The 14,400-nt window shown below is 44.3% G+C and carries 9 protein-coding genes; 1 reads left to right on the forward strand and 8 read right to left on the reverse strand.

Going from position 1 to position 14,400, the window contains the following annotated elements; translation table 11 throughout:
- Positions 1–5 precede the first annotated feature (5 nt).
- The gene (gene malF / locus A8140_RS20740; protein ID WP_005529746.1) at positions 6–1,580 is read right to left on the reverse strand and encodes a maltose ABC transporter permease MalF; all 1,575 of its coding nucleotides are present in this window, start codon (positions 1,578–1,580) and stop codon (positions 6–8) included.
- A gap of 80 nt (positions 1,581–1,660) precedes the next feature.
- Positions 1,661–2,839, reverse strand: a complete 1,179-nt coding sequence (malE, locus tag A8140_RS20745) for a maltose/maltodextrin ABC transporter substrate-binding protein MalE (protein WP_005529743.1) — start codon at positions 2,837–2,839, stop codon at positions 1,661–1,663.
- Positions 2,840–3,505: 666 nt separating this feature from the next.
- Between malE and malK the strand changes: the two genes are divergently transcribed.
- A complete protein-coding gene (gene malK, locus A8140_RS20755) occupies positions 3,506–4,624 on the forward strand; it encodes a maltose/maltodextrin ABC transporter ATP-binding protein MalK (RefSeq protein WP_005529739.1) in 1,119 nt (372 codons plus the stop codon).
- A 618-nt stretch (positions 4,625–5,242) separates the two neighbouring features.
- Here malK and A8140_RS20760 read toward each other — a convergent pair.
- From A8140_RS20760 to A8140_RS20785, 6 genes are all read right to left on the reverse strand, one after another.
- Positions 5,243–7,726 (reverse strand): Ig-like domain-containing protein, encoded by a 2,484-nt coding sequence (locus A8140_RS20760; protein ID WP_032999976.1) that lies wholly within the window; start codon positions 7,724–7,726, stop codon positions 5,243–5,245.
- Between the two features lie 79 nt (positions 7,727–7,805).
- A complete protein-coding gene (locus A8140_RS20765) occupies positions 7,806–8,843 on the reverse strand; it encodes a hypothetical protein (RefSeq protein WP_005529735.1) in 1,038 nt (345 codons plus the stop codon).
- Positions 8,840–9,589, reverse strand: a complete 750-nt coding sequence (locus tag A8140_RS20770) for a hypothetical protein (RefSeq protein WP_227740705.1) — start codon at positions 9,587–9,589, stop codon at positions 8,840–8,842. The genes A8140_RS20765 and A8140_RS20770 overlap by 4 nt, the downstream gene beginning before the upstream one ends.
- A 15-nt stretch (positions 9,590–9,604) precedes the next feature.
- Entirely contained in the window at positions 9,605–12,340 is a 2,736-nt protein-coding gene (locus tag A8140_RS20775; protein WP_005529731.1) for a TcfC E-set like domain-containing protein, read from the reverse strand.
- Positions 12,337–12,837 carry a hypothetical protein gene (locus A8140_RS20780; RefSeq protein ID WP_005529728.1) on the reverse strand — a complete coding sequence of 167 codons (501 nt, stop codon included), beginning with the start codon at positions 12,835–12,837 and terminating at the stop codon, positions 12,337–12,339. The genes A8140_RS20775 and A8140_RS20780 overlap by 4 nt, the downstream gene beginning before the upstream one ends.
- A gap of 84 nt (positions 12,838–12,921) precedes the next feature.
- Positions 12,922–13,491 (reverse strand): hypothetical protein, encoded by a 570-nt coding sequence (locus A8140_RS20785; RefSeq protein ID WP_005529725.1) that lies wholly within the window; start codon positions 13,489–13,491, stop codon positions 12,922–12,924.
- Positions 13,492–14,400: the final 909 nt, after the last annotated feature.

Consider the following 14,400-nt stretch of genomic DNA (forward strand, 5'->3'; position numbering starts at 1 on the left):
ACTCCTTAGTCCTGAGATAGCTTAGTGAAACGTAGGTTCAATAGTGCTAGCGCGCCAACCAATAAGAAGATAAGCGTTGCGATTGCACTTGCTAGACCGAAGTCCTGACCACCTGCACCTTCAAACGCGATACGGTACGTGTAGCTTACTAGTAGGTCGGTGTAACCCGCTGGCTCAGAAGTACCAATCATATTTGGACCACCACCAGTCAATAGCTGAATCATTACGAAGTTGTTGAAGTTAAAAGCAAAGCTCGCAATCAATAGAGGAGTCAGAGGTTTAATCATCATTGGTAACGTTACTTTCATGAAGTTCTGGACGAAGTTCGCACCATCGATTGCAGACGCTTCATAAAGGTCATCAGGAATCGCTTTTAGTAGACCCATACACAGAATCATCATGTAAGGGAAACCAAGCCAAGTGTTCACGATCATCACCATGGTTTTCGCTAGGAATGGGTCAGAGAACCAAGAAGGACTGATACCAAAGATAGCGTTCAATACCATGTTGATCTCACCAAAGCTTTGGTTGAAGAGACCTTTAAAGATTAGGATTGAGATAAATGCTGGAACCGCGTAAGGCAGAATCAGCAGTACTCGGTACACTGCACGACCTTTAAGCTCTTCCCACTGAACAACACTCGCTAGCACTAAGCCAATAACTAGCGTGAATACTACCGTCAGGATTGAGAATACAACCGTCCAGATGAAGATACTGATGAAAGGCTCTTTGATGCCGTCGTCTTTCCAAACTCGCTCAAAGTTGTCAGTACCGATGTTTACCACGAAGCCTGGAGAAACCGTGTTACCAACAAACTGGCCATTTTCATCGACAGGTTGGTAGTAGCCCACATCCATATTTGGACGCAGCATCTCTTGTGTACGGTTATTGAAGATCGACTCACCATCATCTTGAAGCGTGTACAGTGGTACCACTGCTGCGAACTTACGCAGACCGCTCATTCGGATGTCATCACCGCTTGGAAGATGAAGGTCAACACTACCCAGTGCACTACGATTTTTAACAATAGTTTTGATAGGCTCTTTGTCACCCGTCGTTTCAGTGATAGGCGCTAGATCAAGATCCGTTGCAGAGAAGCCATCAAGTTGGAAAATTGGCGTCGCTAGTAGCTCATCGCCTTTCTTCACTACAATTTGGTGACCCTGCTCAGTCTTGTATAGAGTGAATGGGAAACTTTCACCACTCTGATACGTTCTATCTAACAGGACAGACTGTGCACGATCGAAAGAAAGCTGATTTTTCGCGCTGTAGTTAGTGAACGCCAGACCGACGGTATACGCCAACGGGAAAAGGATGAATAGAATCATCCCGGCAATACCAGGGTAGATGTATCGGTGAGCGTATGTTTTCTTACTACCAAAAATGAATAGCGCTAAAGCGGTTAGAATGATCGTAAGTAGTGCAAACGCAATCTCACCGCGAGAATACATTAGGATAGTTGCGTAGCCATTGATAATGCCGACTGTGCCCAATAGTGCCCATTTGGTGAACACTTTTTTGCTGCTTGGTAGGCTGGCTTCTGGTGCTGTCATAGCATCTGTACCTTGAACTGACTGCATAGGGAACCTGCTAGCGAATATAGGATAAATATAGAAAAGTAAGGAGGAGTTGCCCCCTCCTTAAAAAGGGTATTACTGAATTATTTAGTCATTTGTTTTTCTGCATCTGCTAGAGCAGCATCTACAGTTTGACGACCGTCAACCACGTTGATGATAGCGTTCTTAGCTGCACCCCAGAATGCGTTCATTTGTGGGATGTTTGGCATGATTTCGCCGTTCATCGCGTTGTCCATTGTCGCCGCGATACGCGTGTCTGAATCTAGCTCTTTTTGGAACGAGTTAAGCGCTACTGCACCTAGTGGCTTGTCGTTGTTAACCATACGTAGACCATCGTTCGTTAGTAGGTAGTTCTCGATGAACTCTACCGCGAGATCTTTGTTTGGTGACGCAGTGCTGATACCAGCAGTTAGTACACCAACGAATGGCTTAGAAGACTGACCTTGGAACTTAGGTAGCGTTGTTACGCCATAGTTGATGCCGGATTTCTCAATGTTGCCCCAAGACCATGGACCGTTAATAGTCATTGCTGCAGTGCCTTGGTTGAACGCAGACTCAGATACTGAGTAATCCATATCCGCAGAGATGACACCCTTGTCTACTAGGCCTTTCACGAAGCTCATTGCGTCTTTCACGCCTTCTTTCGCAATACCTGCATCTTTGATGTCGTAGCCTTCAGATGTGTATTTGAATGCGTAGCCGCCGTCAGCTGCCATTAGCGGCCATGTGAAGTACGGTTCTTTTAGGTTCCACATGATTGCAGACTTGCCGTCTTTCTTAAGTTTCGCGTCTATCGCTGCTACTTCTTCCCATGTCTTAGGTGGGTTTGGAACAAGATCTTTGTTGTAGATTAGAGATAGAGACTCAACCGCTACTGGGTAACCGATCAGTTTGCCATCGTAACGTACTGCATCCCATGCGAAGTCGACGATGCCGTCTTGGATTTCTTTAGATGGTTTAATTTCAGCTAGTAGACCAGATTCTGCGTAGCCACCGAAACGGTCGTGAGCCCAGAATACGATATCAGGACCATCGCCTGTCGCTGCAGTTTGAGGGAACTTGTCTTGCAGGCCGTCTGGGTGAGCCACTGTTACTTTAATGCCAGTGTCTTCTTCAAACTTCTTACCAACCTCTGCAAGACCGTTGTAGCCTTTGTCACCGTTGATCCAGATGGTCAATTGTCCTTCTTCGATGGCAGCATTAGCACCAAAAGAACCTAAAGCAACAAGGGTACCCAGTGCTACAGCGCTTAATCTTTTCATGTTCGTATCCTTTTTATATTTTTGATGTAGGGCTAGTCCATTGAGGTTCAGCCGTATTTCGACACATATCATCTGAAATTATCGATTGTGTCTCATCCTCCTACTCCCTACGCCCTTGCAATTATGACGTATTTTCGTGATCTGAATCGCCAAGGGTTAGAGACTCAAATCACAAAATGACTACTTCCTGTGATCGGTTTCAACTTTAGGTTACGCAATAATGTGATTTCCGCCCAACTCCCCCTCTACTCCTCCTTTTTGACTCCTCCCCGCCTACTCCCCCTAGAATTATTTCGATTAGGAGGATGTAGCAGTGAACACAATCTTAGAAACTGCAGTCATCCAAGAGTGGATGGTAAGAACCCTTTCCCAGCAGTACTTCCTACAGGCGAAAAGATTTGCTGGTTTTTCATTGCCATACGAGTGGAATGTCATTATTGGTGTTGTTTGTGGTAATTATTTCACGGGGGAGACAACACGAATAATGTGGGGGAGAGAAACTCGTATTTGGCTATGGTGGGTAGTGCTCCAGTTCAGGACATTTGGAGCGCTACCCTGTTTTTCTTGCCAATCCCAATAACTTACCGATTCCTACTGTTACTGCTCGCTAGATAATTCATATAATGATGAGCGGTGAATAATAAAAATTGATCGAGGACGAGCTACATGGCGAGTGTCACGTTAAAAAATGTTTGTAAAGCGTATGGCGACGTACTGATTTCTAAGAACGTAGATCTGGAGATCAACGAAGGTGAGTTCGTTGTTTTCGTAGGTCCATCAGGTTGTGGTAAATCTACCCTGCTACGTTGTATTGCCGGTCTTGAAGATATTACTTCAGGTGATTTGTATATTGGTGACCAGCGCATGAATGACGTAGAACCATCCAAACGTGGTGTTGGTATGGTGTTCCAGTCTTACGCTCTTTACCCACACCTAAACCTATATGACAACATGTCATTTGGTCTGAAACTAGCAAAAGCTGATAAAGCGGAAATCGATAAGCGTGTTGAACACGCAGCAGAAATTCTCCAGTTGGGCCACCTACTAGAGCGTCAACCAAAAGCCCTTTCTGGTGGTCAACGCCAACGTGTTGCTATCGGTCGTACGCTAGTATCACAACCAGATGTATTCCTTCTTGATGAACCACTATCAAACTTGGATGCAGCACTGCGTGTAAACATGCGTGCTCAAATCACGAAACTACAACGCCAACTTGGCTGTACCATGATCTATGTAACGCACGATCAGGTAGAAGCAATGACAATGGCAGACAAGATTGTGGTTCTAGATGGCGGTTACGTATCACAAGTTGGTAAACCACTTGAGCTTTACCACTACCCACAAAACCGCTTTGTTGCTGGCTTTATTGGCTCACCAAAAATGAACTTCATGAGTGTTTTCATTGATGAAGTGGAAGCAGAACGCGTAAAAGTACAGCTTTCTAACGGCGTATCTTTCTGGATCCCAGTTGACGGTACAACAGTGAATCGCGGAGACCGTATGTCTCTGGGTATTCGCCCTGAGCACTTAGTTCAAGCCGTTGACGCCGATGCGACAATTTACGGTGAAGTGATGATCGTAGAGAAACTAGGTAACGAAACTCAGGTTTACCTAAACCTTGAGGGTGCAGACGCAGACGTTATCTACCGTCAACCAGATACACTACCAGTAGTGTCTGGTGACAAACTGGAAATCGGTATCCCTGCATATCGTTGTCATCTATTCCATAGCGATGGCCGTGCATGCCGCCGACTACACAAAGAAAACGGCGTAGATTTCGAGTAAAACGTCTTTCACCTTTGCTTGCTACCAATCCCTCTCATTCGAGAGGGATTTTTTATTTCCATTTAATATATGGCTTAGAAGAAGTAATATCCTTTCAATTTCGAATAAGTAATCTAAAATAAAAAATTAACGCCAATATCAAAATAGCAACCATAAAAAATGGCAGTAATCGATTAATTAAATTTCAATTAAAAATCGAGCTTAACATAATCAATTATTAGGAAATACCTACCGTTTCAGATATAACTAATCTGTTTTTTATCAAAGCCTAAATTTCGCCAATCTAGTATTGTGACTTACAAAGCTTACTATTCTGTAGGGTCGCGCCTTCACACGGAATATCGCCAGGTTCTTCAGCCCCACAAACTATCAAAACCATAATAAACAAGACGTTAAAAACCCACCTTTTGATTTGCCTTCATAATTTAATCGTTTGTAAATAATTCAGAATAATCTAAAAACAACAAATAAATCAGTTAATACTTATTTACCTAAACACAACTGCGCCTTGGCGCAGTTGTTGCTTTTGACCCTAGGACGCTTTCCACTTTAACGCATCGTTTCACATAAAAAAGCAAAATGAGCAAACGCCAAAGACTCAACGCGAAACACCAAGTATTATTCTGAGATGCAAGAAACGTAATTGCCGTAACTCGGGTCGGCAAAGTAGCTGCCGCCCCAGGAGAGGTACACCCACTTGAAACCTGAATATTGGGGCGAGGCCGACCAGTAGTATTTGCTAGTCGGCCAAGATTTCGCTTTAAACAAAGCGTGTTGATCATCAACATCTTTGTATTCTTCATATAACGAATCTAACGCCTCTTTCGTTGGCAGTGTCCAGTTGCTACGACCATGGTAATTATTGTTCGCTAAATATTGGCACCATTTCTCCGCTTGACCAGTGTTATTAAATAACGCCGCCTTAAACCCATATAAACCATCTCCCTCAGTTTCTGTGTATGTGTCAGAATAATCTGAATAGTGAATGTTCTTAAGGTAACTCAGTTCAGGGTCTGGCGTGTACCACACATTAGGGTTATTGGCTGATGGCAACACCGGTAAACATGCAAACCCACCGCCAGGACACGGATAATTGCCCGCCTCAAACGTAACACTGGCTGTGGTTGAGTCCACCACCTCGCCATTAGGGCGCTTTAAATGGGCAATAATATCGACCGAGCCTGCGTCTGTATCACTAACCTTCACTACCGTATGGCCCTCAACGTCTGTCGTTGCGGGGCTCACACTTACACTCGCGCTGTCACTAGACAGACTATCAGCACTTATCGGTAATCCAGCCACTGGGTTACCGTTAGCATCTTCCACGGTCACTTGTAACGTATCTTGCGCTTGACCGTCTGCTTCGGCCTTATCTTGGGTCACCACTAACCCCGTCTCGTCGGGGAACCTCGCCGTGTCTGCATCAGCAAGGTATGTCAACTCTGGGCTGGTTAACACATTTTCAGCATCCCCGTTGTCTGTCACCTTAAAACGGTAGCTCCCCGCTTTGGTGCTGGTCGTGGTTAGCGTTGTGACCTTGCCTTGGCTATCGGTCTTAGGAGTGATATTTACATCCTCTTCCGACAGGCTGCCACTTAACCTCGTGATATTGATGCCATGTGAGCCTGCCGGCTGGGTCACCGTCGCCAATGTCACACTCTTGCCGTTTGCCACTACGCTGTAACGCTTCATGTTTAACGTCATTTCGGGACTCGCTAAACACGTGACGTAATACGGGGTGCTTTGGTCATAGTCTTTAGTTTGACCATCTTCTATCCAAAACCCTTTCATACTGTCCCCGTCTGAGGCCAAATACGGTTTCTTTGATGGCCAAGCCTTTAAACCCTCCTTGTCATTGTCGTTTAAGTGCGCTTGACGCAACGCTGTTAGGTCCTGTATGGTCGGTAACAGCCCCAAGCTTTTACAATACGAGTCACCTGATACTGCATTGAACCCTGCTATTGTATTAGTCGCGTGGCTGTCCCACACCGCGCTCACGTTGTACCCTTTTTTATACACGTCTGAATATCTCTCCGGCGCTGTGAACGTGTGCTTGTTATTATCATCCAGTGAGTACCATTTTACGTCGGACTCGTTCGGTTCAACGCGAAGTTTTAATAATCCAGAGGCAAATCCATTATATTCATCGGCCACGATGTAACTGATGTAGTTAATCCCTACCGTCCCTGATGTAAACTTGAACGCTTTGTTGGTGATTGAATCTTTATCTGCCGGTGACACATCTGCGGTCCAACTTGTCACTTCCAACAGTTGCCAATCACCGCCATCCGGATCGATGATATTTAAACCCTCAAGCTTAGATAAATCCAACGTCACTGCTTCACTCGAGTGCACAACTAAAGAGTTGTATTCATTAATGTCGTATTTAGGTATCGCAATATTCGGTGCTTGGTTAGCCTCTTCAGAAAATGTGATGTAAATCACCCCAAGCTTATCATCACCGCTTTTACTGTTTTTAACCGTGAACACTACTCGGTTCCAGCCCGCTAACTCTGGCGGCGTGAAAGTAATCTTGCTACCATCAATCGTAGTGGTGCCCAGGTTATCTTCCATGCCTTGTACGGACAAAGAATCTGCTTCTATCGCATCGCCCTCTTGCCAGTCACTGCCCAATAAGGTTTTCACATCAAAGTCTTTCGAACCGTCATTTAATGTCATCACACCGGATATCGGTGGCAATAGCGGTTGGTGGGCTGTGGTCGCCAACACTTCTAAATGCACGCGCGTGCTTAGGCTCCCGGCTTGATTGGCCGTGTACTGGTAATCACAATGGGCACCCTGCTGTGCTTTTATCATCAACCCAAGACCACTAATATCCGGTTGACCGCACCCTTCCCCCGTTACCGTGGCATCCGTCAGTTGGATTTGATCGCCGCGCACAAAGTTTGAGACGTCAACCAGCGAACGCACACCCGGCTTTACGACACTGAAACCGTCCATAGCCAACATTTTTACCGTTGGTGTAGGTGGACTTGGTGGCACAGGAGATGGCGAACTGCCGTCATTGCCCCCGTCACAGCCTGTGAGTAGCACCGCAATGCACACTCCAAGGGTTTGTAAACGAAACGCTTGTTTTTTCATGTTCTTTTCACTCATTGAAGTCACGAGCAGTCATCCTACTCGCCTGTATTATCTGCTGCTCAATCAAAGGAGGGGGCGGTTATAAGCCAGCTTCAAACATTAGGACAAAGGTATCTCGATACGTCCCGCTTTTTAGCGTATCCATCGGCTGATCGGTAAAATCAACCTTTAATTGAGCTTTAGCTTGAGACCGACTCAACGGCAATATTTTTGCTTTATTATCACGGTTATCTATCTTTGGAACACCATTGACAATTAACGATTGGACATCACAGCCAGACACACAGGTCAGGTTGTATTTAATGTCGCCGCTGTCACTCACATCAGACTGCAAATGGAATAGGCCGTCGGGGTTGGTCGACGGTTGTAGTCCCATGAGTACTCCATTCGGAAAATCCCCTGTGGCTGTCAATGTATACTTGGTTTCTCCACTAACCCTCTGATAGCCATGGTACTGCGCTGCTATAATGCCATCCCCTGTCACTGTGATGTCATCTAGTCTAGCCGGCTGATAATTAAGCGACATATATAAGGGCACCACCAGCGTGTTTCGCACCCTAACTCCTTGGCGGTAGTAGTCATAAGGAACGGTTAGGGTAACATGCCCCGTATAAAGGCCCTGCTTAGCATTATTTTGCTCAAAGGCTTTAGCTAAGGTGGCACCATCAATTGCTTCCAATAACGGGCGATAGTGCGTAAAAGGCACTTCGTTACTAGTAAGATCAATTTTGACATCACCGGTACCTGTTCCAGTGGTTTGCGCAATGTCACCGTTGATGTTGGTTTGGGCATTGCCCCCCTCAACCTTCTCGTGAGAACTAAAACTGGCTAAGCGATATTGCACCCCGCTTACAGTAAGCGGCATGGACACAGATCTCCCATCAGGTCCCTTTAAGTCCAAGCTATATCTGTTTTGACTAACGCTACCGGGAATCACACTGTTGCCAGTGGGCAGATTAATAGGCAAATCCCACAATGCCGGGGTGATGCGTCCACCCACCGTAACGGCTGAGTACCATTGCAGCTTCTTGCCAACTAAGCGCCCTTCCATATCAGCGGCATGACATTCCATAGACAACAAAGCCAACAAAACACTGACTAAGAGTGCCAATTTCATTTTGTCCCCTTGTGTGTACTGAGCAACTGACCTGATTTTAGAGTAATGTCGTCTTTGTAGGTCATATGGTGAGTTGATAAGCTGACCTTAATGCTATCAACGTCTTGCATATTCTTGGGTAATGAGACGTTAAGATCTCTGCCTGCAAGGGTATATATGACCTTATTGCAATCTTCACGAGTTTTCCCAACAGTGCCCGTTGAGCAAGTATCTAATACAGCATGAAGATAAGTATCTGCATAGTTGTGTAGGTGGAACGTTTTCCCTTTAAAGGACATCTCGTAATTGAACGGCGCGTCTTTTTCTGCAGGCACAATAAAATACGGTGCAAACCCCACTGCTACTTGAAGCGCTTGTTTGTTCGCCTCACCTTTGGCGAAATACGGGGTTGGCACAAAAGTGACTTGGTACATATGATCTTTGGTTTTGTCTGCACCGACTTTCGGTTGGTAGCTAACCTCAAAGTTCTTTTGCAACCTAGGGTCAATGACAGTGCGGGCAGGACGTACGGCAATATCCCAATCCGGCAAGTTGTTTCGGGTCAAAGGGGTTTTCACAAGCTGGCCGTCTTGCGTTGTAACTTTACTCATAGCAACTTGAATAAACTGGCGGTAGTCCTCAGAGTTCGTAATAGTGAAGTGCCCTTTATCGTTGTCCGCAAAGGTCATCATGTTATCAATGCCAATTGCATGGCTTGATAGCGGTGCCACCGCGATAATTAAGGCTGTAAGGATCTTTTTGTTCATCTTCATTTCGTGATCTTATGCGGTTGTAGAAGCGCTTTGCGCACTGTCAACAACGATTAATGAATGCAAATTATCAAGCACAGTTTGTTGTGCGATCGTATAATCCGCTTGTAGGCGAACGTAAATATATTCACTGTCACCAATGTATAAGCTTGTAGCACTTAGACCTACCTCTTTTAAACGTATTGCAATTTCTTGGCCCTCTTCGAGGTTAGTAAATTTACCAACGTAAAGCAGCGCGTTATTTTTTTGTAAATACTTTTGCTGATTCCAAGGTATTTTCTCTTCTTCATCGTTAAGCCCCGGTAAACAATACGCTTGGGTATAAGCATCCGTTGCCGCATAGGGCGAGTACAAGCACACGTTTTTCTTCGTGATCAATGTAAAATTTGCATCTTTTACATAATTCACTCGGTAAACGCCATCATCAGAAAGTTGCTCAACCGACTGACACCCATCACCTAGGCAGTTCACGCTGCTAGTGATTGGCTGTCCGTACAAATTACTTAAAACAAATACGTGACTTTGCAACGGTGTGACCCTACTGGTTACACTGTGGTACATACCCGGCATCATAAATTGTTGATACGCAGTGTTATCTACTAACACGTTTTCTGATTCAGCATCCAGATTAATATTGATATCTGTATACGGGTCAACGCCTAGCACTTTTTTTCTGTTGGTATCAACGCTGTCTTCATATTGACGATTACCACCTTTACTAAGCCCGTAATGCACCGATACGATACGCGATGAACTATCTTTTAATGTCGGCGCAATTTCGACAAATGATTGCCCTTGTTTCGACGTTAGCACACCGCCTTCGCTTGAAAGCACTTGGGTATTACTAATATTCCCCGACAATGAACGCTCACCACGAGAGTCGATATAACCGTAACCACTGTAGTTAAACACGTCATTATGACCACTCGCCACCACAGATAAATCACTTTCATTGTCTACTCTCTCACCGAACTTAATACCCGCTGTGGCGGAGAATGTCGCGTTATCGTCGCTTTTAGTATAAGTCGCACTGTGTTCACTGTATGACATATCGGTGTCGTTAAACGCCATTGCCGACCGCGAACTCAAACTGTCATTAAAGCTATATCGCCAAGATACCATGGTATTGACAGCTTCATGCCTGTCGTTGTTCTCGCTATATGTGCTATTGATATTCAAGGCACCAAGCGGCAACGCGCGAGTCCAACTTAGTGACAAGTTGTGAGTACTTAATTCGTTACTGTTTTCTTTATCATCTGCTAGATAATTAAAATAACTCATAAAAGCATCTCCCCCGAATAAGGGTGTTGTGTAGTTCACACTCCATTCGGTGTAACTTTGGTCGCCAAACAACAAGCGTGGAAGCGGATGAGGTGTATTTTCCAAGCTCACCTCTCGGTAAGAGGTTGAAATAGGACCTAGCCCAATCACACCGTACCGATAGCTTTCGCCAGTATTAAACAACGCACCTGTGTAACTGACGTTCAACTTGTCACCTAGGGCCCAAGCACTACCGAATTGAATCTCGCTGTCCGATAAATTGGACGTCGCACCAACGCCTAACAAAGTATTTTCAGAATAACGGTATGATGCCGCACCACGGGCATACGTTCTGTCGCTATCTGAAATAGTCAGGTGATGAAACTCGTTAATATCAGTTTGAGCACCCTCATCTAAAACACCCGATTCAATTCTGTAGTCCCAGTCGTTTACGTTCAGTGAAAACTGTTCTGTGTTCACTACCTGACGCTGCTCTCTCAGGATTTCGTTATTGCCCTGCTTTAACACCAAAGTAACAGTGTAAATACCCGTAGGAAGCCTGTCATAACCGATGGATTGCTCCCCTTGAGCAACAACTTTCTCGAACAGCAAACGGTTACTTTGATAAACCTCCAGTTGCGCGTCTTGTGGCGCGAAGAAGTGAATCCGCTGGAGCGCTTTATGCTCACCTTTGACCAAATTTTGGCTCGAACCAAGAGTGGCCCTAACACCAGCATAATTTGCCCCGTAGCCTAAAAAATCAGTGCTATTTAACGATCGAGTATTACGATCCTGATAACCAAATACTATGTGTTTGTCTTTTACATCTAAGTCATAAGCTGCACGGTAAATATTTAAATCACTGGACTCTGATACATATTGCGAATCAACCGAGAAGTAACCATAGGGTAAACCGAGTATCGCGTTATTGGTCCAGCTAACGTTACCGTTATTGTTACTGTCTGTATAAAAATACGCATCGGAATAGTTGATGAAAGCGTTGTTTTCTCGTTTCTCAGGGTAATAGTCGACCTCGCCCGCTGTGTTTGTCAGCATTTCTGGGGAGACGAATATACGTAGTTTGCTATTGTCAAAATCAAACACATACTCAGCATGGCCGCTTTTGACCAGAGGCACGCACAAAGCTAGCTCACCTTGACAGTGCGGGTTAGCTTCTATGCCTTTTTTCAATGTTTCAACAATCGCATTTATCGCTATTGGAGACAGTTTATGTTGGTCTAAATATTGGCTTAATGCTTTTACAGAGTCCGACTCTGTGTCAACGCGATATGTTTCATAAGTCACTAAGGAACCCACACTCACCGATGACCCAGCACCCGCTACTTCCACCTCAATTTTTTGGGACTGCTCTTCAAAAAAATCAGAAAACGCTGGTGGGTATACTTCGTCGGTTAACGGTGAGGCCAAGACAGAAAGACTGTGCAACAAGCAGGTGGCCACCAGTACTAATAAGTACGCACTCTTCACAACTTAACCTCTGCTGATAGCCCCAGCACACCGTAACACTGCTGATTGTCACCACTTTGCGGTAAATTGGGATATTGAACTTCAAGTCGGTGTTGATGAACGCTACCGTTGAACGTTTGGCCCCCATGACCACCTTCGTCACTATTAGTTGGAGCAAACGGTTTTCCATCTAAAGTGAAGGATAAACCGTTCAACGGTACCAGCCCGGAGTTACCTTCGCAGTAATGCTGAGAAACCGGCAAAGTCAATGAATATTCTAATATTTCACCAGATCGATTTTTTACTCCAAAATCAATATTTAATGGTTTGAATGCCTGTAACTTAGTATCGTAAAGGGCTTGATAGTCTCTCTTGCCTGTTATCTCAATATCACCAAAATTATTATCCTTAAATATGGTCACTTCTGGTGTAAATGTGTGAACTATAGTTGCATTTGCGCTATTTGAGATTAAACAAACACACAAAACGGATAATTTAATTAATTTATAAGGGCTCATATATTTTGACTACTTAATTTGTCAAAAATGAAAAATCACCACTGCAATAAAGCAGTGGTGTTTTTTAGGACACCGTGTAAAGGTTCACGCCTCTGTTGGAGCGATCGCGACTACAGCTTGGACGACAACATGCTCCCCCTGTTCTGCTTCAAATATAACATCGTCGGATTGCTTAACTCTCAAGTTCGTTGTGTTGTGATCCTTATCTTTTGAAAGCGGAACACCCTTTTTCAGCTCCTGGCCATCAGCCATTATTTGAAAGGCACCTGCATCATCTTCAACTAGGAAGTTACCGTCAGAAAACTGTCGGCTTACCAATGTCGCATTGTAGCTAAGTGGATCTATGTCCTTCGAAGGGTCGTAAGGTTTTAATTTATCACCGCTGTTTTTCACCACTTTGAAACCTATTGTGGATGAATTAGTCAGTTTTACACCACCTGCAGCGGTATTACTAAACACTAACTGGCCGTTATTGAAGTCTTGCCCCGGGTCAACTGGTACGATGAAGTAGGTTCCATCGGTATCAGTTTGCGCAGGCACAGTACCTGCCCACTGAAAAGCTGCCTGACCAGGTGTATAGCCATCGGCCATAGCTTGGGTTGCCGTCACACATAATGTCGATAGTAGAGCAGCTGTAACTACTGTGTTTTTCATTTTTAATTTCTCTGTTAGAAAATGGTCAATTACCGAAAACGCCAATGAAAAACATCCTTCACAAAAGCGGATGAATTAGTAAGACAATATTCATTAGCGATTCCAGAGCGTTTTTATGCCTTTTCTAACCCAAAATAAAATAAAAAATTTTTTTCATGTCGAAAAAATATTTTATATAATTATCAGTAAACTTCTAAATTATATAAGTTATTATTTAAAACAATGCGTTGAGTAGACTTGCTCTGTAATTCACTTTGTAAGCCCAGCCCTCCTAATCTAGCCGGTAATCGCCCCACACGACAATTTTTTGTATTTGCTCAGACTCACTATTTTGTCAACGCTTTGACCTTTGTTGAAGTTTCACCAACTAGTATGTCTTGGTTTCTTAGGCTCAAGTCCAACAAATAGTTATATAGCCGATGCATGACCGTTTCAGATAGCAACCGTCCATGGTAACCCTATCGCTTTTTCCAAGACTTGTTCGAAGCACATGGCTTTGGCAATAAGTCGTTGTATTGCGAGGATTCCCTCAGTTGCACATGGTGAAACCCTCTTTCTGCGTGACGAGCGCTATAACGTATATGATTTACTCTTATCGCTGATTGAACTCACCTGAGCAGCTAGTTATTGAATGGGTTAACACACCAAGCCCATAAAAAATGCACAGATTTATAGTTAGCAATACTCTGTATGCTACAAGACAACTCACATGCCTAAAAAGCAAACACTATTGAGAGAACTTTTCTACAACCACTCTGTAACCTATACTTGCGGCAACAATTAAGACGACAAACTTGACCATGTTGATAGCATCCAGAACAAAGAGAATACTCCTTGCGTTTATTGTCCTCATTCTATTGATTAGTATAGGATCCGTTGGTGTTTACCAATTATCCAAATCCAATCTTC

Source organism: Vibrio campbellii CAIM 519 = NBRC 15631 = ATCC 25920 (assembly GCF_002163755.1).
In the GTDB taxonomy this organism is placed as follows: Bacteria; Pseudomonadota; Gammaproteobacteria; order Enterobacterales; family Vibrionaceae; genus Vibrio; species Vibrio campbellii.

Bases quoted from the DNA above. Each gene is read 5' to 3' on its own strand.
- malF (WP_005529746.1), bottom strand. From the start codon at position 1,580: ATGCAGTCAGTTCAAGGTACAGATGCTATGACAGCACCAGAAGCCAGC.
- malE (WP_005529743.1), bottom strand. From the start codon at position 2,839: ATGAAAAGATTAAGCGCTGTAGCACTGGGTACCCTTGTTGCTTTAGGT.
- malK (WP_005529739.1), top strand. From the start codon at position 3,506: ATGGCGAGTGTCACGTTAAAAAATGTTTGTAAAGCGTATGGCGACGTA.
- A8140_RS20760 (WP_032999976.1), bottom strand. From the start codon at position 7,726: ATGAAAAAACAAGCGTTTCGTTTACAAACCCTTGGAGTGTGCATTGCG.
- A8140_RS20765 (WP_005529735.1), bottom strand. From the start codon at position 8,843: ATGAAATTGGCACTCTTAGTCAGTGTTTTGTTGGCTTTGTTGTCTATG.
- A8140_RS20770 (WP_227740705.1), bottom strand. From the start codon at position 9,589: ATGAACAAAAAGATCCTTACAGCCTTAATTATCGCGGTGGCACCGCTA.
- A8140_RS20780 (WP_005529728.1), bottom strand. From the start codon at position 12,837: ATGAGCCCTTATAAATTAATTAAATTATCCGTTTTGTGTGTTTGTTTA.
- A8140_RS20785 (WP_005529725.1), bottom strand. From the start codon at position 13,491: ATGAAAAACACAGTAGTTACAGCTGCTCTACTATCGACATTATGTGTG.